Below are 20,162 nucleotides of genomic sequence, written 5' to 3'. Positions count from 1 at the left end.
GATCGAGGGAGGGGGTGGGGCGGCTCGTCACTGATGGACCCCCACCCCCAACCCCTCCCCTCAGGGGGGAGGGGTGCGATCACCTTGTTGATTGAGCTCATCTGCCCCTCCGGTCGCTGACGCTGTCGCGCTCGATGATGCGGACGGGGAGGAGGGTTTCGCGCGGCGCCGCCTCCTTGCGCAGGATTTTCGCGATCAGGTTGCCGGCGAGCTTGCCCTTGTCGAGGATCGACTGGTCGACGGTGGTCAGGGCGGGATAGACCATGCGCGACACCGAAAGGTTGTCGAACCCCATGATCGAGTAGTCGTCGGGCACGCGCCGGCCCAGCCGATGCAGGCCGGCGAGGAGGCCGGCGGCAATCAGGTCGGCGGTGCAGAACGCCGCGCTGACGCCGGGCAGTCCCGGCAGCGCGTCGGCCGCCGCCGCGCCCCAGTCGAACGTGACGGAGCCCGAGAGTACGCGCGCCGGATCGTGCGGAATGCCCGCCTCGGCCAGCGCCCGCCGGTATCCCATGAGACGGCGCGCGATGACGCCATCGGCCCGGACCACGCCGGTGACGATGGCGATGCCGGTGTGGCCGCGGCCGATGAGATAGCGCGTCGCCTCGTAGGCCGCCGCTTCATCGTCGACGCGCAGGTGATGGTAGTGGGCGTCGTCGATGTAGCTGTCGATCAGCAGCGTCGGCAGGTCGAGCTCGCGCAGCTGCTCGTAGAGCCGCTCGCGATAGACGCCGAGCACGATCAGGCCGTCCATGTTCCAGTGCTGCAGCGTATCGAGCTGGGCGTCGGACGCGCCCACGCCGGTGAGCATCATGTAGTATCCGTTGGCGCGCAGGGCGCTCTCGATGCCGCTGATCATCTCGGCATAGAACGGGTTGTCGAGCAGCAGCTGGTTCTGCGTTTCGGTGAACGGGATGACCACGCCGACCATGCGCGATGCATTCGACACCAGGCTGCGCGCGCTCATGTTGGGGCGATAGCCGAGCGCCTTCACCGCCGCCATGATGCGTTCCACGGTCTGGTCCGAGGCCTTTGCCCGCCGGCCGTTGAGGACGTTCGACACCGTCATCGGCGACACGTTCGCGGCTGCGGCAATGTCCTTGATGGTGGCTCGCGCCAAGTCTGCCCCCCCGGCCTTTGCGGCACGAGCCGAACGCGGGCCCCTGCCACCAGACTAGTTTTACGTTAAACCGAGCCCTTCGTAGGATGTTTTCGAGCGCCGGTCAACTCACCACCAGTGAGGCCGAGATGCGCCGCGGTCGACGACGGCGTCGGGCAGACGCGGCGTTCAGCCGTCGCCGAGGGCGGCCGGATCGAGGTCGTCGATGAGCGCGGCCGGCTTGGCGAGGCGGGCCAGATCGTCGGGCGCGGCCAGGGTGATGGTGCTGCCGCTGACGATGACGCCATAGGGCCGCAACGTGGCGAACGCCCGCGAGAGGTTCTCAGCCGTCATGCCGAGCAGCGAGGCAAGGGTCCGCTTGTCGCAGGGCAGCTCGAACCCGGACGCTCCGGACCGGGTGCCGGTCTGCAGCAGGTAGGCCGCCAGCCGCTCCACCCCGGTCCTGAGCTTGAGGTTCTTCTGCGCCTTGACGGCTGCCCGATAGCATCCGGACAGCTCGTCGATCATGGCGATGGCGAAGGCATGATCGCTGGTCAGGGCCTGCCTGACGCTGGCGGCCGGCAGCATCAACAGCCGGCAACGGCCCAGGGTGCGGGCCGACATCAGGTAGCACGCATCGCGCACCACGGCCGCAAGGATGAATGTCCCGGTCGGCCGCACGGTGGTGATGGCCGCCTCGCGGTTGTTCCAGGCGGCATAGAGCTCGACCATTCCGTCCATCACCACATAGAGGAAGTCGGCCGCTTCGCCTTCCCGGAACAGTTCGACGTGCGGCGGAAAGGTCTGCAGGAACGCCCCGGTGGTCAGCGCATCGAAGACCTGTTCGGACATCCCGCTGAACAGGGGCGTCTCCCGAACCTGTGCCGCGTCCTCCATCCGCATCGGGCCATTTCCTCCTCAAGATTGATATTTATCAATTCGCTGACCTAACTACTTTATTTTGGGTCCGTCAATCGGCAATGCACGAATTGCTATACATGCTCGATGTTCTTGTTTTCGTTTCAGTATTGACGAACTTTGATCTGAATCAACACTATGCATCCCAGGCTCTGGACGATGGCGACGAAACAGGTCGCGAGCGATTGGGGACGTTAAATCATGGCGGCAGTTACTGGAGTCCAGGCGGGTCAGCAGTCGCGCGCGCTCTGGATGAGCACGTTTGCCTTCACCGTCTGCTTTGCAGTGTGGACGATCTTCTCGATCATTGGCGTGCGGATCCAGGTCGAGCTGGGGTTGTCGGACGCCCAGCTGGGGCTGCTGGTGGGCACGCCCATCCTCTCCGGCTCGCTGTCGCGCGTCCTGCTCGGTATCTGGACGGACCAGATCGGCGGCCGCATCGTCAACGTGCTGACCATGCTGTTCGCGGCGGTGGCGACGTACCTCCTGTCCTACGCCACGACCTACGAGATGATGCTGCTGGCGGCGCTGGGCCTCGGGCTTGCCGGCGGCTCGTTCTCGATCGGCGTCGCCTATGTCTCCAAGTGGTACTCGGCCGAAAAGCAGGGCCTTGCGCTGGGCATCTTCGGGGCCGGCAATGTCGGCGCGGCAGTCACCAAGCTGGCCGCGCCCTTCGTGATGGTGGCCTATGACTGGCAGGTCGTGGCCCAGGTCTGGGCCGCGGCGCTCGTCGTCACCGCGATCGTCTTCTGGTTCACCACCAATGACGATCCCGAGCTGGTCGAACGGCGCGCCAAGGGCATCAAGGCCAAGGGCACGCTGCTGCAGCTGGAGCCGCTGAAGAACGTCCAGGTCTGGCGCTTCTCGCTGTACTATTTCTTCGTGTTCGGCGCGTTCGTGGCGCTGTCGCTGTGGCTGCCGAAATACCTGATCGGGGTGTACGGGGTCGACATCAAGCTGGCCGGCATCCTCGCCGCCGCCTTCTCGATCCCGGCCAGCCTGTTCCGGGCCTATGGCGGGCATCTGTCCGATCGCTACGGCGCCCGGGCCGTGATGTATGTCACGTTCGGCGTCGCCGCCGTCTGCACCTTCATGCTGGCCTACCCGCAGACCGACTACGTCATCCACGGGGTGCACGGCCCGATCGCCTTCTCCACCCAGATGGGCCTCGTGCCGTTCGTCATGGTTGTGTTCGTGCTGGGGTTCTTCATGTCCCTGGGCAAGGCCGCGGTGTTCAAGCACATCCCGGTCTACTACCCGGGCAGCGTCGGCGCGGTCGGCGGGCTCGTCGGCATGATTGGCGGGCTCGGCGGATTTGTCCTGCCCATCGCTTTCGGCGTGCTGCTCGATGTCACCGGCCTGTGGACCAGCTGCTTCATGCTGATGTTCGGCATCGTCGTGGTCTCGCTGCTGTGGATGCACTTCGCCATCCGGGCGATGGAGAGCGCCGCGGTCGCCGAGACGCTGGAGAAGCTGCCGCAACTGCCCGAGATGAAGGCGCTGCACCGGCCGGGCATGGCGGGAACCGGGCCCAAGCTCATCGAGGACTGGCAGCCCGAGGACGCGGCCTTCTGGGCCGGCAAGGGCAAGGCCATCGCGACGCGGAACCTGTGGATCTCGATCCCGAACCTGCTGCTCGCCTTCGCGGTGTGGATGGTGTGGAGCGTGGTCATCGCCAAGCTGCCCAGCGTCGGCTTCAAGTTCACCACCGACGAGCTGTTCTGGCTCGCTGCCCTGCCCGGGCTGTCGGGCGCGACGCTGCGCATCTTCTACTCGTTCATGGTGCCGGTCTTCGGCGGACGGCTGTGGACGACGCTGTCGACCGCGTCGCTGATCATTCCCGCCATGGGGATCGGCTATGCGGTGCAGAACCCGGAGACGCCGTACCTGATCTTCCTCGTGCTGGCGCTGCTGTGCGGCCTGGGCGGCGGCAACTTCGCCTCCTCGATGGCGAACATCAGCTTCTTCTTTCCCAAGCGGGAGAAGGGCAATGCGCTGGCCCTCAATGCCGGGCTCGGCAACCTCGGCGTCAGCGTGATGCAGTTCCTCGTGCCGCTGGTGGTGACGATCGGCGTGTTCGGCGCGATCGGCGGCGATTCGCAGCCCGTCAACGAAACGACCCGGCTGTGGCTGCAGAACGCCGGCTTCATCTGGGTGCCGTTCCTGATCGTCGCCGCCATCGCGGCCTGGTTCGGCATGGATGACCTGGCGTCGGCCAAGGCTTCGTTCCGGGACCAGGCGGTGATCTTCGGGCGGCTGCACAACTGGCTGATGTGCTGGCTCTACACCGGCACGTTCGGCTCGTTCATCGGCTATTCGGCCGGCTTCCCGCTGCTCGCCAAGATCGCCTTCCCGCAGGTGGACTCGCTGCAATACGTGTTCCTCGGCCCGCTCGTCGGCGCCCTGGCGCGCGCCGGCACGGGCTGGGTGGCGGACCGGTGGGGCGGGGCGCGCGTCACGTTGTGGACGTTCGTGCTGATGATCGCGGCGGTCGGCGGAGTGCTCTACTTCATGGCCACCCGGGAGCAGCCCGGCGCGTTCTGGGGCTTCTTCGCGATGTTCATGGTGCTGTTCCTCGCGACGGGGATCGGCAACGCCTCGACCTTCCAGATGATCCCGGTGATCATGCGCAAGGAGATGGACCGGCTGATGCCGAACCTGACCCCTGCCGAGCGCACCCGCCAGGCCGACAAGGAATCGGCGGCGATCATCGGCTTCACCTCGGCCATCGCCGCCTACGGCATGTTCTTCATCCCGCGCGCCTACGGCACCTCGATCGAGATCACCGGCGATGCGTCGGGCGCGCTGTGGGCCTTCCTCATCTTCTACGTGACGTGCCTCGCGCTGACCTGGTTCGTCTACACCCGCCGCGGCGGCCTGCTCCATGACATCGAGCGCCGCGCCGGTACCGCCCAACCCACCAAAACTGCAAAGCGGAGCGCCTGATGAGCCTGCTTCTAGACCGGCTGAATTTCCTCAAGCGCAACGCGCCGTTCGCGGAAGGGCACGGGATTACCACGACCGAAAGCCGCGCCTGGGAGAAGGCGTACCGTGGGCGCTGGCAGCACGACAAGATCGTGCGCTCGACGCACGGGGTGAACTGCACCGGCTCGTGCTCGTGGAAGATCTACGTCAAGGGCGGCATCGTCACCTGGGAAACCCAGCAGACCGACTATCCGCGCACCCGGCCGGACCTGCCCAACCACGAGCCGCGCGGCTGCGCCCGCGGCGCCAGCTACTCGTGGTACATGTACTCGGCCAACCGGGTGAAGCACCCGCTGATCCGCTCCCGCCTGCTGCGCCTGTGGCGCGAGGCGCGCGCCGGCCTGCCGCCGGTCAAGGCCTGGGCCTCGATCGTCGAGAACCCGGCCAAGCGCCGTGACTACACCAAGGTGCGCGGCCATGGCGGGTTCGTGCGGGCCAACTGGGACGAGGTCAACGAGATCGTCGCGGCGGCCAATGCCTACACCGCGCGCAAACACGGGCCCGACCGGATCATCGGCTTCTCGCCCATCCCGGCCATGTCGATGATCTCGTATGCTGCCGGCTCGCGCTACCTGTCGCTGCTGGGCGGCGTGTGCATGTCGTTCTACGACTGGTACTGCGACCTGCCGCCCGCCTCGCCGATGACCTGGGGCGAGCAGACGGACGTTCCCGAATCGGCGGACTGGTACAACGCCGGCTTCCTGATGCTGTGGGGCTCGAACGTGCCCCAGACCCGCACCCCGGACGCGCATTTCTACACCGAGGCCCGCTACAAGGGCGCCAAGTCCGTGGTGGTGTCGCCCGACTATTCGGAGGCGGCCAAGTTCGCCGACCTGTGGCTGCATCCCAAGCAGGGCACCGATGCCGCCCTGGCCATGGCGATGGGGCACGTCATCCTGCGCGAGTACCACCTCGACCGGCAGGCGAAGTACTTCGAGGACTATTGCCGCCGCTACACAGACATGCCGATGCTGGTGCGGCTGGTCGAGCAGGACGGCAAGTTCGTTCCGGAGCGCCTGCTGCGCGCCTCGGAAGTGGCCGGCGCGCTGGCCGACGGCAAGAATGCCGAGTGGAAGACGGTCGCCATCGACGGCCAGTCCGGCAGGCTCGTGGCGCCGCAGGGCAGCGCCGGCTACCGCTGGGACGACAGCAGCCGGTGGAACCTCGAGGCCAAGGACGAAGCGGGCAACGGCACCGAGCTCAGGCTGTCGCTGATCGGCGAGGCGGATCGCGACGAGGTCGCGGCCGTCGCCTTCCCGTACTTCGGCAACCGGGAGCACGACCACTTCGCGGGCACCGACCACAAGAGCATCCTCGTCCGCAACGTGCCCGCCAAGCGGGTACGGCTCAAGGATGGCGACGCGCTGGTCGCGACGGTGTTCGACCTGCTCGCCGCCAACTACGGCATCGACCGTGGCCTCGGCGGCGGCAACGTCGCCAAGGGCTATGACGAGGACGTGCCCTATACCCCGGCCTGGGCGGAAAAGGTCACCGGCGTGCCGCGCGACCACATCGTCACGGTGGCGCGCGAGTTCGCGACCAATGCCGAAAAGACCGAAGGGCGATCGATGGTCATCGTCGGTGCCGGCCTCAACCACTGGTACCACATGGACATGAACTACCGCGGCATCATCAACCTGCTGGTGATGTGCGGTTGCGTCGGCAAGTCGGGCGGTGGCTGGAGCCACTATGTGGGCCAGGAGAAACTGCGCCCGCAGACCGGCTGGGTGCCGCTCGCCTTCGGGCTCGACTGGTCGCGGCCGCCGCGGCAGATGAACTCGACCTCGTTCTTCTACGCCCACACCGACCAGTGGCGCTACGAGACGCTGGACGTGTCCGAGATCCTGTCGCCGACAGCGCCGAAGGGTGACTGGGACGCCAGCCTCATGGACTACAACATCCGGGCCGAGCGCATGGGCTGGTTGCCGTCGGCGCCGCAGCTCAAGGCCAATCCGCTCGATATCGCCAAGGCGGCGGCCAAGGCCGGGCAGGAGCCGAAGGACTACGTCGCCGCGGCGCTGAAGTCCGGCCAGCTGCAGCTGAGCTGCGAGGATCCCGACGATCCGGCCAACTGGCCGCGCAACATGTTCGTGTGGCGCTCGAACCTGCTCGGCTCGTCGGGCAAGGGGCACGAGTATTTCCTCAAACACCTGCTCGGCACGACGCATGGCGTGATGGGCAAGGACCTGGGCGAAGAGGGCAAGCGCAAGTCGCGCGAGGCGGTGTGGCATGACGAGGCCCCGGAGGGGAAGCTCGACCTGCTGGTGACGCTCGACTTCCGCATGTCGACCACCTGCGTCTACTCCGACATCGTGCTGCCGACGGCGACCTGGTACGAGAAGAACGACCTCAATACCTCGGACATGCACCCGTTCATCCACCCGCTGTCCAGCGCCGCCGACCCGGCCTGGGAGGCGCGCAGCGACTGGGACATCTTCAAGGGCCTCGCCAAGGCGTTCTCGGCGGTGGCACCGGAAGTACTGGGGGTCGAGAAGGACACGGTGCTGGTGCCCATCCAGCACGACACCGCCGGCGAGATGGCCCAGCCCTTCGACGTCAAGGACTGGAAGACCGGCGCGATCGAGCCCATTCCCGGCAAGACCATGCCGGCGGTGGCCGTGGTGGAGCGGGACTATCCCAACCTCTACAAGCGCTTCACCGCGCTCGGGCCGCTGATGAACAAGCTCGGCAATGGCGGCAAGGGGATCGGCTGGAACACCGAGCACGAGGTCACGGCACTGGGCCAGCTCAACGGGACGGTGGCCGAGGACGGGCCGACCAAGGGCATGCCGCGCATCGATACCGATATCGATGCGACCGAAGTCATCCTGATGCTGGCGCCGGAAACCAACGGCGAGGTGGCGGTGAAGGCCTGGGAGGCGCTGTCGCACGCCACCGGGCGCGAGCATGCGCACCTGGCGCTGGCCAAGGAAGACGAGAAGATCCGCTTCCGCGACATCGTCGCGCAGCCGCGCAAGATCATCTCCTCGCCGACCTGGTCGGGCATCGAGAGCGAGAAGGTCTGCTACAATGCCGGCTATACCAACGTGCACGAGCTGATCCCGTGGCGGACGCTCACCGGCCGGCAACAGCTCTACCAGGACCACCTGTGGATGCGGGCCTTCGGCGAGGCGCTGTGCGTGTACCGGCCGCCGATCGACACCAAGTCGGTCAAGCCGGTGATCGACAGCAAGCCGAACGGCAATGGCCAGATCGTGCTCAACTTCATCACCCCGCACCAGAAGTGGGGCATCCACTCCACCTACACGGACAACCTGCTGATGCTGACGCTCAACCGCGGCGGGCCGGTGGTGTGGCTGTCGGAAGTCGACGCGGCCAAGGTCGGGATCGTCGATAACGACTGGATCGAGGCCTACAACAGCAACGGCGCGCTGGTGGCGCGGGCGGTGGTTTCGCAGCGGATCAAGGAGGGAACGGTCTTCATGTACCACGCGCAGGAGAAGATCGTGAACACGCCCGGCTCGGAGATGACCGGCAACCGCGGCGGCATCCACAATTCGGTGACCCGGGCCACGCTGAAGCCGACGCACATGATCGGCGGCTACGTACATCAGGCCTACGGCTTCAACTACTACGGCACGGTCGGCTCCAACCGCGACGAGTTCGTCATCGTGCGCAAGCTGGACAAGGTCGACTGGCTCGAACGTCCCTACAACGACAAGGTGGAGGCTGCAGAATGAAGATCCGCGCCCAGATCGGCATGGTGCTCAATCTCGACAAGTGCATCGGTTGCCACACCTGCTCGGTGACCTGCAAGAACGTCTGGACCAACCGCGAGGGCGTCGAATACGCCTGGTTCAACAATGTCGAGACCAAGCCCGGCATCGGTTATCCCAAGGAGTGGGAGAACCAGAAGAAGTGGAACGGCGGCTGGGTCCGCAAGGCCAACGGCAAGATCGAGCCCAGGATCGGCGCCAAGTGGCGCGTGCTGGCCAAGATCTTCGCCAACCCCGACCTGCCCGAGATCGACGACTACTACGAGCCGTTCGATTTCGACTACGGCCACCTGCAGAATGCAGGCGAGCTCGAGGCCTTCCCCACGGCGCGGCCGCGCTCCAAGGTGTCCGGCGAGCGCATGGAAAAGATCGAGTGGGGGCCGAACTGGGAGGAAATCCTCGGCGGCGAGTTCTCCAAGCGTTCCAAGGACGTGAACTTCGAGGGTGTCGAGGCCGAGATCTACGGCCAGTTCGAAAACACCTTCATGATGTACCTGCCGCGGCTGTGCGAGCACTGCCTCAACCCGACCTGCGTGGCGTCGTGCCCGTCCGGCGCGATCTACAAGCGCGAGGAAGACGGCATCGTCCTGATCGACCAGGAGAAGTGCCGCGGCTGGCGCATGTGCATCTCGGGCTGCCCGTACAAGAAGATCTACTACAACTGGTCGTCGGGCAAATCGGAGAAATGCACCTTCTGCTATCCGCGCATCGAGGCCGGGCAGCCGACGGTGTGCTCGGAGACCTGCGTCGGTCGCATCCGCTATCTCGGCGTGCTGCTCTATGACGCCGACCGGATCGCCGAGGCGGCCGCGACGCCCGACGAGCAGGACCTCTACGAGGCACAGCTCAAGGTGTTCCTCGATCCCAACGACCCGGAAGTCATCGCGCAGGCGCGCAAGGACGGCATCCCGGAAGCCTGGCTCGAGGGGGCCCGCAACTCGCCGGTCTACAAGATGGCGATGGAGTGGAAGGTCGCCTTCCCGCTGCACCCGGAATACCGCACGCTGCCGATGGTCTGGTACGTACCGCCGCTGTCGCCGCTGCAGCACGCCGCCGCGTCGGGCAAGATCGGGGTGGACAGCGACAACATGCCGGACGTGCGCTCGCTCCGCATCCCGGTGCGCTACCTCGCGAACCTGCTCACCGCCGGCAAGGAAGAGCCGGTCGCCCTGGCGCTCGAGCGCATGCTGGCGATGCGCGGCTACATGCGGGCCAAGACGGTCGAGGGGGTCATCGACGAGGCAATGGCGGGACGCGTCGGCCTCACGCCGCAGCAGGTCGAGGACATGTACCAGCTGATGGCGATCGCCAACTACGAGGACCGCTTCGTCATCCCGACCAGCCACCGCGAACTGGGCGAGGATGCCTATGACGAGCGCGGCTCGTGCGGCTTCAGCTTCGGCAATGGCTGCTCGGGCGGAACGTCGGCGCCGGACCTGTTCGGTTCCAAGCGCCAGAAGGTGCAGACCCCGGTGGACCTGATGAAGGCGGGTGCGTAATGGCCAATGCCCTGAAGATCATCTCGGTGCTGTTGTCGTACCCGAGCGCCGAGCTGCACGAGGCCCTCGGCGAGATCGAGGCGGCGATCGCGCGGGACAGCCGCCTCGACGCCGGGAACAAGAAAAGGATCGCCGCGCTGGTGGCGGACCTGGGCAGGCTCGACCTCTACGATGCGCAGGAGCGCTACGTGTCGCTGTTCGACCGCACGCGCACCCTGTCGCTGCATCTGTTCGAGCATGTGCATGGCGAGAGCCGCGACCGCGGCCAGGCCATGGTCGACCTCGCCCAGATGTACGAGCGGCAGGGCTTCGATATCGGGCCGGGCGAGATGCCCGACTTCCTGCCACTGTTCCTCGAGTACCTGTCGACCCAGTCGGACGAGGAGGTGCACGAGCTGCTGGGGCAGACGCTGCACATCGTCGCCAACCTGAGGACCCGCCTGCAGAAGCGCGGCAGCATCTATGCCAACGCCATGCTGGCGCTCGAGGCGATTGCGGGGACAGCGCCGAGGCAGGAGGCACTGGAGCAACTGCTCGAGGAGCCGGACCACGATCCGGACGACCTCGAGGCGCTCGATGCAGTCTGGGAGTCCGAGGCGGTGACCTTCGGGGGTGGCACCGGGGACCAGAATTGCGGGCCGGATCGGCTCAGGATGCAGGTGCGCGCCGCTCGCCGGCCGCCGCCTCAACCCGGTGTGGAGAGGAACTCGTGACATGGCCGAATTCGTGAACACGCTGCTGTTCGGCGTCTATCCGTATATCGCGCTGGTCGTCCTCGCGGTGGGCACGGTGATCCGCTACGACCGCGAGCCCTATACCTGGCGGAGCGGGTCGAGCCAGATGCTGCGCCGGCGGCAACTGATGTGGGGGTCGGTGCTGTTCCATGTCGGCGTGCTGCTGATCTTTGCCGGCCACCTCGTCGGCCTGCTTACGCCGCTCGCCATCTGGGAGATGCTCGGCGTCTCGCACGGCACCAAGCAACTGATCGCCATCGTGCTCGGCGGAGTCGCCGGCGCGATGGGGATCGTCGGGGCGACGCTGCTGGTGCACCGGCGCTTCTTCGATGCCCGGGTGCGACGCAACTCGAGCCTCGCCGACAGCCTGATCATCGTCATCCTCTGGCTGCAGCTGGCCCTGGGGCTGGCGACGATCCGGGTCTCGATGCAGCACCTCGACGGCGAGGAGATGGTCAAGTTCATGCGCTGGGCGCAGGGCATATTCACCTTCGATCCCAACGCGGCCAGCTATGTCGCGGATGCGGCACTAGTGTTCAAGCTGCACATCACGCTGGGGCTGACGATCTTCGTGCTGTTCCCGTTCTCGCGGCTTGTCCACATGCTGAGCGCGCCCGTCCGCTACCTGTGGCGGCCGGGCTACCAGGTGGTGCGCACGCGCCGCCCGACTGTCGAGTGAGGTAAAGATGACGGAGCCGTTGATCCAGTTCGGGACCCCCGCCGAGGGGCCGGCGAATGCCGCCATCCCGAATGCCCGCGTCAAGGTACCGGCGCCGCCGCGGCCGCCGTCGGCGCTCGTCTCGGTCGACGGGGTGGTGATCCCGCACGCCGCGATCAGCGCCGAGGCGCAGCAGCACCCGGCGGCCTCGCCGGCGGAGGCGTTCCGCCTTGCCGCCGAGGCCCTCGTGGTGCGCCAGCTGCTGCTCAACGAGGCGGGCCGGCTGGGCGTGGTCGCCGCCCCCGAACGCGACGAGCGCGGCCGGGTCGAGACCGAGGACGATGCGCTGATCCGGGCCCTGCTCGACAGCCAGGTCACCACGCCCGCCGCCGGCGAGCCCGAATGCCGGCGCTACTACGAGGCGCAGCCCGAGCGCTTTTCCACCTCGGACATGTGGGAGGCGCACCACATCCTGCTGGCGGTCCCCGCCGGCACTGACGAGGCGGTGAGCAAGCGGATCGGTGAGCTGGCACAAGGGCTGATCAGCGAGCTGGCCGAGGCGCCGGAGCGGTTCGCGGAACTTGCCCGCCTGCACTCGGCCTGCCCGTCGCGCGAGGTCGGAGGCTCGCTGGGCCAGCTCACGCCGGGCAGCACGGTTCCTGAATTCGAGGCCGCGCTGGCCAAGCTCGGCGAGGGCGAGGTGACGGCTGCGCCGGTGCGCTCGCGCTTCGGCTTCCACGTCATCCGGCTCGATCGCCGCATTGCCGGCACGCGCCTGCCGTTCGAGGCCGTGCGGGAGCGCATCGCGGTGCATCTGGAAGCTTCGAGCTGGAGCCGCGGCGTGGCCCAGCTCATCGGAGTGCTGTCCGAACGTGCCGAGATCGTCGGCCTTGCCCTGCGCGGCGCGCCGCACCTGTCGGGTGGGCGAGGCTAGTGGCCGGCGCCCAGGCCCACGGGGAATGAGCCTTGCTGTCTGACCTGTTGCGCAACAACCGCCGGTGGAGCGAAAACCGGCGGCGGGACGATCCGGACTACTTCAGCCGCCTGGCCGGCCTGCAGCGGCCGGAATACCTGTGGATCGGCTGTTCCGACAGCCGGGTGCCGGCCAACGTCATCACCGGTCTCGAGCCGGGCGAAGTGTTCGTGCACCGCAACATCGCCAACCTCGTTCATCGCGGCGACCTGAACCTGCTCTCGGTCCTCGAATTTGCGGTGGATGTGCTGGAGGTTCGCCACATCATCGTGTGCGGGCACTACGGATGCGGCGGCGTGCGGGCGGCGATGGAACCGCATCACCACGGCGTGGTCGACCACTGGCTGCAGCCGATCCGGGACGTCGCCGACGACGCGGACCAGGACCTGCGCGACCTTGCGACGCCCGACGCGCGCAACGACCGCATCTGCGAACTTTCGGTTCGGGCACAGGTGAGCAACCTGGCGCGCACCCCCATCATCCGGGATGCCTGGGGGCGCGGGGCCGACATCCGGTTGCACGGCTGGATCTACGGACTGACCGATGGCCTGTTGCACGACCTGCATTGCGACGTCGTGCCGGACGGTCGCCGGGCGACGTCCTCAATGCAGAAAGGGCCCAATGACTAGTCCCCTCCAGCCGCTGGTGGATGGCTTCGGCCGCCCCGTGACCTATCTGCGGCTGTCGGTCACCGATCGGTGCGACCTGCGCTGCACCTACTGCATGCCCGAGCACATGCGCTTCGCGCCCGGTCGCGATCGGCTGGACGTCGCCGGGCTCTACGGCATTGCCGGCGCGTTCATTGCCGGTGGCGTGCGCAAGATCCGGCTGACCGGCGGCGAGCCGCTGGTGCGCAAGGACCTGCCGGCGCTGCTGGAGCGTCTTTCCGACAACCTGTCGCGCGGCGAGCTCGACGAAGTGACGGTGTCCAGCAACGGCTCGCAACTTTCGCGCATTGCGCGCACGCTGGCCCGGCACGGCGTGCGCCGCGTCAACGTTTCGCTCGATACGCTCGATCCGGACCAGTACCGTGAGATCACGCGCGGCGGCGTCCTCGCCGATGTCCTCGAGGGGATCGAAACGGCGCTCGCCGAGGGACTGCGCATTCGCATCAACACGGTCGCACTGCGGGGCGTGGTCGAGGACCAGTTCGAGCCATTGCTGCGATACGCGCATGGTCGCGGCATGGCGCTGGCGTTGATCGAAACCATGCCGCTGGGCGACACGGGGGTCTCGAGGATCGGGCAGTACCTGTCGCTCACCGCGTTCCGGCGCGAGCTCGAGCAGCGCTGGACGCTAAGTGCATCGTCGGCAAAAAGCGGCGGTCCGGCCAGCTACGTGACCGTGGGCGAGACCGGTGGCCTGCTAGGCTTCATCACACCGCTGTCGTGCAACTTCTGTGCCTCCTGCAACCGGGTGCGGGTGGGAAGCGACGGACGGCTGTTCACCTGCATGGGCCACGAAGGATCGGTCGACCTCAGGCCGGCACTGGCTGCGGGCGCCGACGGTTCCGCGCTCGACGGCCTGATCCGCGAGGCCCTGCGCCGCAAGCCGGAGCGGCACGGCTTCGAGGTCGGGAAGGCCGCTCTTGCGGGCGGCATTGTGCGTCACATGTCGGTACTGGGCGGCTGAACGATGGTCACGATCGGCATCCTGACGATTTCGGACCGGGCCAGCCTCGGGCAGTACCCGGACGCCAGCGGGCCGGCCATCGAGGCGTGGCTGCAACGGGCGATCAGCAGTCCGTGGCAGGCGATCCGACGCACTGTTGCCGACGGCATCGAGCCCGTCGGCAATGCCCTGCGCGACTTCTGCGACCAGTTGCGGGCCGACCTGGTGCTCACCACGGGCGGGACCGGGCCGGCGCCGCGCGACCTCACGCCGGAGGCGATGCAGGCGGTGGTCGAAAAGGAGTTGCCGGGCTTCGGCGAGCTGATGCGCCGGATCAGCCTCGAGACGGTGCCGACGGCCATCCTGTCGCGCCAGACGGCCGGCATCCGGGGCCGGAGCCTGATCATCAACCTGCCGGGCAAGCCGCGCTCGATCGAGGTCTGCCTCAATGCGGTCTTCCCGGCCGTTCCGTACTGCCTGGACCTGATTGGTGCCGGCCGGATCGAGACGCATGAAGCGGTCGTGGCGAGCTTTCGGCCGTCTGCCTAGGCGGGACCTGTGCCCAAGGAATGGCCTGTCCCGCGCCGGGCAGGGCCGCCGGTCGCTCGCGGCTCAGGCGAGGACATGGCGGAGGGCGGCCACGATCTGGGCCTGCGAATACGGCTTGTCGATGACGACCGCATCTGGATCGACGCCGGCAAGCTGGCCATAGCCGGTGGCGAAGATGAAGGGGATGCCGCGGCTCTTCAGCGTATCCGCAATGCTCTCGCTGGTCCCCGTCCCCAGGTTGATGTCCAGCACCGCGGCATCCAGGGCCTCGGTCTTCGCAAACTGCAGCGCGGGAGCGGGGTGATAGGCCGGGCCGACCACCGTCGCGCCGACTTCCGCCAGCATGCTGGCAGCCTCGAGGGCCACCAGGAACTCGTCTTCGACAACGAGAATGCGTTTGCCGCTGAGATCGGTCATTGCCGTACTGTGTCCGCTAGTTGAGCGACAATAGTGCACACTAGGCCCGAGCGCTGGAAGTCCATCTCCACTTCCGCATTGAGGTCGGCGCCGAGCGCCTGCTCGATCATGGTCGAGCCGAAGCCTCGGCGGACTGGCGGGAGTATCGGTTGGGGGGAACGCTCCAGCCAGCGCACGACCAGCGAGCCGCGCGGCGCCTCCGCCGTCAGCCAGCTCAATTCCACCCGGCCTTCGCTGGAGCGCAGCGCGCCATGCTTGACCGCATTGGTGTAGAGCTCGTGCAGGGCCATGGCCGTGGTCACCGCCTGCTTGGGGCGCAGTTCGACGCGGGGCCCACGGATGGCGATGCGCACGTCGGCATCGCCGTTCAGCGAGCGGCGTGCGACTTCCTCGAGGGACGCACTTTGCCAGGCCTCGGCTGCCAGCAGGTTGTGCGCCTGCGCCAGCGCGGCGAGGCGACCCTGGAAGGCCTCGACCTCGAGGTCGCCGGTGCCGTCGCGGCGGAAGGTCTGACGCGCCACCGACTGCACCACGGCGAGCGTGTTCTTGACCCGGTGGTTGAGCTCGTTGATGAGCAGCTGCTTGTGGGCGTCGGCCTCCTCGCGCTCGGTGATGTCGACATTGACGCCGATCATGCCCATGAAGGCCCCGCTCGCCGAGAAGTTGGGACGCGCGGTCGTCTCGAGCACGCGCCATGCCCCATCGCTCCGGCGGTAGCGCCCCTTGACGGTAACGCTTTGCCGATCGCGCAATGCAGCGGCCATGGCTGCCCCCACCGCCGCTCGGTCGTCGTCATGAAGCGTGCTGGTGAAGTCGAAGTCGCCCACTTCGTCGGGCACGCCCCAGAAGTTGCGCAGCATGCGGTTGAGATGCAGGCACTTGCCCTGGCTGTCGGCGATCCAGATCATGATCGGCGCGTCCTCCGACATGAGCCGGAAGCGGTCGCCGCTCTCCTTGAGATCCCGCACCGCCTCCGAACGGGCCTTTTCCGCCGCGTGCCGCTCGAGGCTGAAGCCGACCTGCCGCGCGATCGCCACCGCGAGTTCGCGATGATGAGCCGAAAAGTCATGCGGGTCGCCGAAATAGGTCATGAACTTGCCGACGACGACGCCATTCGCCATCAGCGGGACAAAGCCGAGAGCGACGATGCCCTCGCGGGCCAAGGCCGCTTTCAGCCAGTCGGGCTCGCCGGTGTCGCGCACGTCCCTGACGAAGATCGGTTCCGCCTGGGTCTCGCCGCGCTGCCACGGGCTATGGCCGCTCACCTGCGACCGATACTCATCGGACAGGTTGCGCCAGGCGACAAAGCCCATGGCGCCCTGGTCGTCGAACAACAGGATGGAGGCGCGCGCACAGTCCAGCATCACGGCAATGGCATCAAGCGCGGCGGCATAGACGTCGTCCAGGCCCTGGGCCCGATAGAGCCTGTCGGTCAGTCCAAGTAGCGCACGCGTCTCGTCTTTTTGCGGCACGACAGCCATTCCTACGCCCCCCATGGCCGGTGATAACGACGCCGTGGCGGTTTCGTTCCCGACAGCACATATAATCGGCAGCGGCCTAGCACGCCGGCAAACGGCAGGCCCGACCACCAGGGCCGGGCCTTCGCGTCTGCAATCCGGGCCCGGGTCAGCGGTGCACGAACAGCAGGATGATGATGATCAACCAGATCGGCACGCCGAGCAGCCAAAGGCCAAGGGCTCTGAACATCTGCTTCTCCTCTAGCGATAGCGGCGGAACGCCGTTCCGAACGACACCCGCTCGTCACGATGGTTTCCGCCCTTCTGGGCGGCGAAATAGGCACCGGCAGCGCTGACCAGCAAGGATGCGGCCGTCAGGAACGCAGCCAGAACGCCGGTCTTGCGCGCCGTCTCGGCGGCCGCGGCGGCCTGCGCCTTGGCGTTGTCGACAGCCGAGAGCACATCCGAAACGCGGGTAGTAGCTTGTTCCGGGCTCAGGCCGGTGTTCTGCGCCACAAGGTCGGCGAGGTAGGTCCGGTCGGCGTCACCGACGCCGTTGCCGAGCTCACCCTGGGCCAGGATGCGTCCGGCCTCGGCGCGGACGGCCGTCGTATCGGCTGCCGGCGCCGTCGCGCCAGGGGACTGGCGGAACAGGCTGTCGACGAAATAGGCATTGGGGTCGACAGCGGTGCCGACGTCATCCGCCACGGTGGCCGCAGCGGTCGTCAGGGTCGAGGCAGCCGATCCGACGGCGCTTGCCGCGGCCGACAGGCCGCCGGCGGCGATCAGCCCACCAACCACCAGCGCTCCGGCCCAGACGAGCAGGCCGTGGACGCCGTCACGGATGTCGGATTCCTCCTCATCGCTGTCGAGGTGCCGCTTGCGCATGCGACCGGTGACGTAGGCCCCGGCCATGAAGCTGGAGATCTGGACCCAGAGCAGCCAGCTCGCGGCAGCGATGGCGATCCAGATCGCCGGCACGTCCGGTCCGGCGCGGAAGTTCACGAGGCTCAGGCCGATGGCCGAGCCGAAGCTCAACAGCACCAGAGCAATGGCGGAGGCAATGATGATCCCCGCGATGATCGCCGGCCAGTCCACATAGGAGCCGGGGGCTTCGGATCGGGACAGGGGGGCGACGACGACGTCGACTTCGGAAGCGGTGGTCATTGGCCTGTCCTCACCTGAGACCGAAGAAGGACAACACGGCCATGACCACGACGACGAGGCCGACCAGATAGATGATTGCGTTCATTTCTGTTCCTCCTTGACGCAGTACGACCACAATCTCCGAGGGGGGCATTTGGTTGCGCCCGCCTTCCGGCTGTCGATCGGCCGCACTATTCGCCGCCAAAGCGGAACCCGTTGCCCGTCCGGGGGTTCGAGTCGAACCAACAAGGAGGCGACGATGCTGCAGCACCAGGGCGAGAGCGCCAAAGGCAACCCCGGCTTCCCGGCGGTCGAGATCGCGGAGCATGTCGTCATCCCGCAGGTGGGCCTAGGCGTCTGGCAGATCGACGCACGGCAGGTGACCGAGGTGGTGTCGGCAGCGCTCGAGGCCGGGTACCGGCTCATCGATACGGCCCAGGGCTACGACAACGAGACCGGGGTCGGCCGGGCCATTGCACACTCGCCGGTGCCGCGCGAGGCGCTGTTCATCACCAGCAAGCTGCGGACGCGGGCGATGGGATTCGATGGCGCCCGCCGCGGCGTCGAGGCCTCGCTCGAGGCGCTCGGGCTCGACTATCTCGACCTGATGCTGATCCACTGGCCCACGCTTGACCGCGAGCGCTATGTCGGCGCCTGGAAGGGGCTGATCGAGGCCCGGGAGCAGGGACTGGTGCGCTCGATCGGCGTGTCCAATTTCCTCGAGCACCATATCGAGGCGGTGATGGAGGAGACCGGCGTGGTGCCCGCGATCGACCAGGTCGAGACCCATCCGTATTTCCAGCAGAACCGGCCGCACGCGTACCTCGCGGCGCGGGGCATCGCGCACCAGGCCTACTCGCCGCTGGGCCATGGGGAAGTGCTGGCGAATGAGGTGATCGCCGACATCGCCAGGAATCATGGCCGGACGCCGGCCCAGGTGGTCCTGAGCTGGCACCGGCAGCGCGGGTCGGTCGTCATACCCAAGTCTGTCCACCCCGATCGGCTGCGCGAGAACCTCGAGGCCGTCGACCTCACGTTGAGCGAGGCGGACATGGGACGGATCGCCGGGCTCGACCGCGGCGAGGACGGCCGGACCGGCAGCGATCCGGACCGGTTCAACGACCTCTACTGAAGGGGCCGCCGACTCGGTCATGCGCGACGGCCGGCCGAGGGAAGACCCGGTCACCCCGAGGGTGACAGACGAGCGACCGACGTGCCGTCGGAGATGGTATCGGCAGGATTGAGGATGACCACGTCGCCCGCCGCCAGCCCGGTGGTGACCTCGGCATAAGCGTCGCTGCGCTCGCCGATGCCGATGGTCCGCAGCTTGGCCTGGCCTGACTCAACGAGGAAGACCTCCCAGTCCTCGCCGCGCCGGAACAGCGCTCCGACGGGCACGAGAAGGCTGTCGACGCCCTCCCACACGACGATATGGGCGACGACGCGGAAGCCATGCCCCAGCCGGGTCCACTTCTGCGGCGGATCAAGCAGCCGCAGCACCACTTCGGTGCGCTGTTCCTCGATCCCGAGCGCGCTGACCTTGGTGATGGCCGTGGGACTGATGCGCTCGACTTCGGCGCGGAGCGGCTCCCCGCCCCAGCCCTCGATCGTTGCCGAGGCGTGCGGGACGATACGCACGGCGTCGGTCGAAAGCACGTCGACGACGATTTCGAGGTTCGTGGGATCGCCAAGATCCATCAATGGCGTGCCCGGCTGGACGACCAGTTCGCTCTCGTTGAGGACGTTGAGCACCTCACCGTCGATCGGGCTCGCCACGGTGACGCAGCAGGCCGCGGTGGAGGACGGTCCGCCGGAGCCCTCGATCAGCGCCGCCCGCGCGCCCTCGAGGTCCTGCCGCCGCATCGCTAGGGTTGCGGTCGCGACGTCGACGCTCTTCTGCGCCGTCGCGGCGGCGAGCGTCGCCTGCTGTTCGATCTGGCTCGAGACGAGGCCGCGGTCGGCGAGGGCGACCTTTCGCTTGAGGTCGGCCTGGGCGTAGGCATTCTGCGCCTCCGCCTGCGACAGTCCAGCTTCGGCGAGGGTCACCGCCGCCTCGGCCGCCTGGATGGCGGCCTCGGCAATTCTTCGGGTCCGTTCGTCGAGCAGGCCCGGTCCGGCCGGCTCGATGGTTGCCACGACCTGGTTGAGCGCAACCTTGTCGCCAGCGTGGACCGCTACCCGGGTGAGCTTTCCGGCGACGGGGGCCGAGACGCGAAACACCTCCCGGATGCGGGCGAGCCCCTCTTCCTCGACGGTCACCTTGAGGTCGCCCCGGCCGATGAGCGCGGTATCGACGCCGACCGGGCGCGGCCACAGGGCCCAGGCGGCACCGGCGAGGATGAGCAGGACGACGGCAATGCTGATGATGCGGCCGAGCAT

General features: G+C 67.3%; 16 protein-coding genes. 10 read left to right on the top strand and 6 right to left on the bottom strand.

What is annotated here, in order from left to right; translation table 11 throughout:
- Positions 1-97: 97 nt before the first annotated feature.
- The gene (locus J0I99_RS05945; protein WP_291396529.1) at positions 98-1,120 is read right to left on the bottom strand and encodes a LacI family DNA-binding transcriptional regulator; all 1,023 of its coding nucleotides are present in this window, start codon (positions 1,118-1,120) and stop codon (positions 98-100) included.
- 168 nt (positions 1,121-1,288) lie between these two features.
- Positions 1,289-2,002, bottom strand: coding sequence for a cyclic nucleotide-binding domain-containing protein (locus J0I99_RS05940; protein WP_291389474.1), 714 nt, complete (start codon positions 2,000-2,002; stop codon positions 1,289-1,291).
- A 216-nt stretch (positions 2,003-2,218) separates the two neighbouring features.
- Here J0I99_RS05940 and J0I99_RS05935 point away from each other — a divergent pair, with 216 nt between their 5' ends.
- Genes J0I99_RS05935 through mog form a run of 9 tightly spaced genes read left to right on the top strand, consistent with a single transcriptional unit; the run spans position 2,219 to position 14,763 of the window.
- Positions 2,219-4,963: an MFS transporter gene (locus J0I99_RS05935; RefSeq protein ID WP_291396527.1), complete on the top strand. Its 2,745-nt coding sequence runs from the start codon at positions 2,219-2,221 to the stop codon at positions 4,961-4,963.
- The gene (locus tag J0I99_RS05930; protein ID WP_291396525.1) at positions 4,963-8,703 is read left to right on the top strand and encodes a nitrate reductase subunit alpha; all 3,741 of its coding nucleotides are present in this window, start codon (positions 4,963-4,965) and stop codon (positions 8,701-8,703) included. The genes J0I99_RS05935 and J0I99_RS05930 overlap by 1 nt, the downstream gene beginning before the upstream one ends.
- Entirely contained in the window at positions 8,700-10,238 is a 1,539-nt protein-coding gene (gene narH / locus J0I99_RS05925) for a nitrate reductase subunit beta (protein WP_291396523.1), read from the top strand. Before J0I99_RS05930 ends, narH begins: the two co-directional genes overlap by 4 nt.
- Positions 10,238-10,951 (top strand): nitrate reductase molybdenum cofactor assembly chaperone, encoded by a 714-nt coding sequence (narJ, locus tag J0I99_RS05920; RefSeq protein WP_291396522.1) that lies wholly within the window; start codon positions 10,238-10,240, stop codon positions 10,949-10,951. The genes narH and narJ overlap by 1 nt, the downstream gene beginning before the upstream one ends.
- Position 10,952: 1 nt before the next feature.
- Positions 10,953-11,651, top strand: coding sequence for a respiratory nitrate reductase subunit gamma (gene narI / locus J0I99_RS05915; protein WP_291396520.1), 699 nt, complete (start codon positions 10,953-10,955; stop codon positions 11,649-11,651).
- A 7-nt stretch (positions 11,652-11,658) separates the two neighbouring features.
- Positions 11,659-12,564 carry a peptidylprolyl isomerase gene (locus J0I99_RS05910; protein ID WP_291396518.1) on the top strand — a complete coding sequence of 302 codons (906 nt, stop codon included), beginning with the start codon at positions 11,659-11,661 and terminating at the stop codon, positions 12,562-12,564.
- A gap of 32 nt (positions 12,565-12,596) precedes the next feature.
- Complete coding sequence (locus J0I99_RS05905) at positions 12,597-13,232, top strand: carbonic anhydrase (protein ID WP_291396516.1); 636 nt, start codon at positions 12,597-12,599, stop codon at positions 13,230-13,232.
- The gene (gene moaA, locus J0I99_RS05900; RefSeq protein ID WP_291396515.1) at positions 13,225-14,235 is read left to right on the top strand and encodes a GTP 3',8-cyclase MoaA; all 1,011 of its coding nucleotides are present in this window, start codon (positions 13,225-13,227) and stop codon (positions 14,233-14,235) included. Before J0I99_RS05905 ends, moaA begins: the two co-directional genes overlap by 8 nt.
- 3 nt (positions 14,236-14,238) lie before the next feature.
- Positions 14,239-14,763 (top strand): molybdopterin adenylyltransferase, encoded by a 525-nt coding sequence (gene mog / locus J0I99_RS05895; RefSeq protein WP_291396512.1) that lies wholly within the window; start codon positions 14,239-14,241, stop codon positions 14,761-14,763.
- A gap of 63 nt (positions 14,764-14,826) precedes the next feature.
- Here the strand turns inward: mog and J0I99_RS05890 are convergent, their stop codons facing one another.
- The 3 genes from J0I99_RS05890 to J0I99_RS05880 all read right to left on the bottom strand — a co-directional run bounded on the left by J0I99_RS05890 (position 14,827) and on the right by J0I99_RS05880 (position 17,804).
- Complete coding sequence (locus J0I99_RS05890; RefSeq protein WP_291396510.1) at positions 14,827-15,180, bottom strand: response regulator; 354 nt, start codon at positions 15,178-15,180, stop codon at positions 14,827-14,829.
- Positions 15,177-16,661, bottom strand: coding sequence for an HWE histidine kinase domain-containing protein (locus tag J0I99_RS05885; protein WP_291396508.1), 1,485 nt, complete (start codon positions 16,659-16,661; stop codon positions 15,177-15,179). Before J0I99_RS05885 ends, J0I99_RS05890 begins: the two co-directional genes overlap by 4 nt.
- Positions 16,662-16,898: 237 nt before the next feature.
- Entirely contained in the window at positions 16,899-17,804 is a 906-nt protein-coding gene (locus J0I99_RS05880; protein ID WP_291396506.1) for a hypothetical protein, read from the bottom strand.
- A gap of 238 nt (positions 17,805-18,042) precedes the next feature.
- On the opposite strand from J0I99_RS05880, the gene J0I99_RS05875 reads away from it, so the two are divergent.
- Positions 18,043-18,915 carry an aldo/keto reductase gene (locus tag J0I99_RS05875; protein ID WP_291396504.1) on the top strand — a complete coding sequence of 291 codons (873 nt, stop codon included), beginning with the start codon at positions 18,043-18,045 and terminating at the stop codon, positions 18,913-18,915.
- Positions 18,916-18,965: 50 nt separating this feature from the next.
- Here J0I99_RS05875 and J0I99_RS05870 read toward each other — a convergent pair whose 3' ends face one another.
- Entirely contained in the window at positions 18,966-20,162 is a 1,197-nt protein-coding gene (locus J0I99_RS05870; protein WP_291396502.1) for an HlyD family efflux transporter periplasmic adaptor subunit, read from the bottom strand.

Source organism: Devosia sp. (assembly GCF_017307495.1).
Classification (GTDB): domain Bacteria; phylum Pseudomonadota; class Alphaproteobacteria; order Rhizobiales; family Devosiaceae; genus Devosia_A.
The sequence above is the reverse complement of the archived record's forward strand: the minus strand, read 5'-3'. Positions and strand labels throughout refer to the sequence as shown.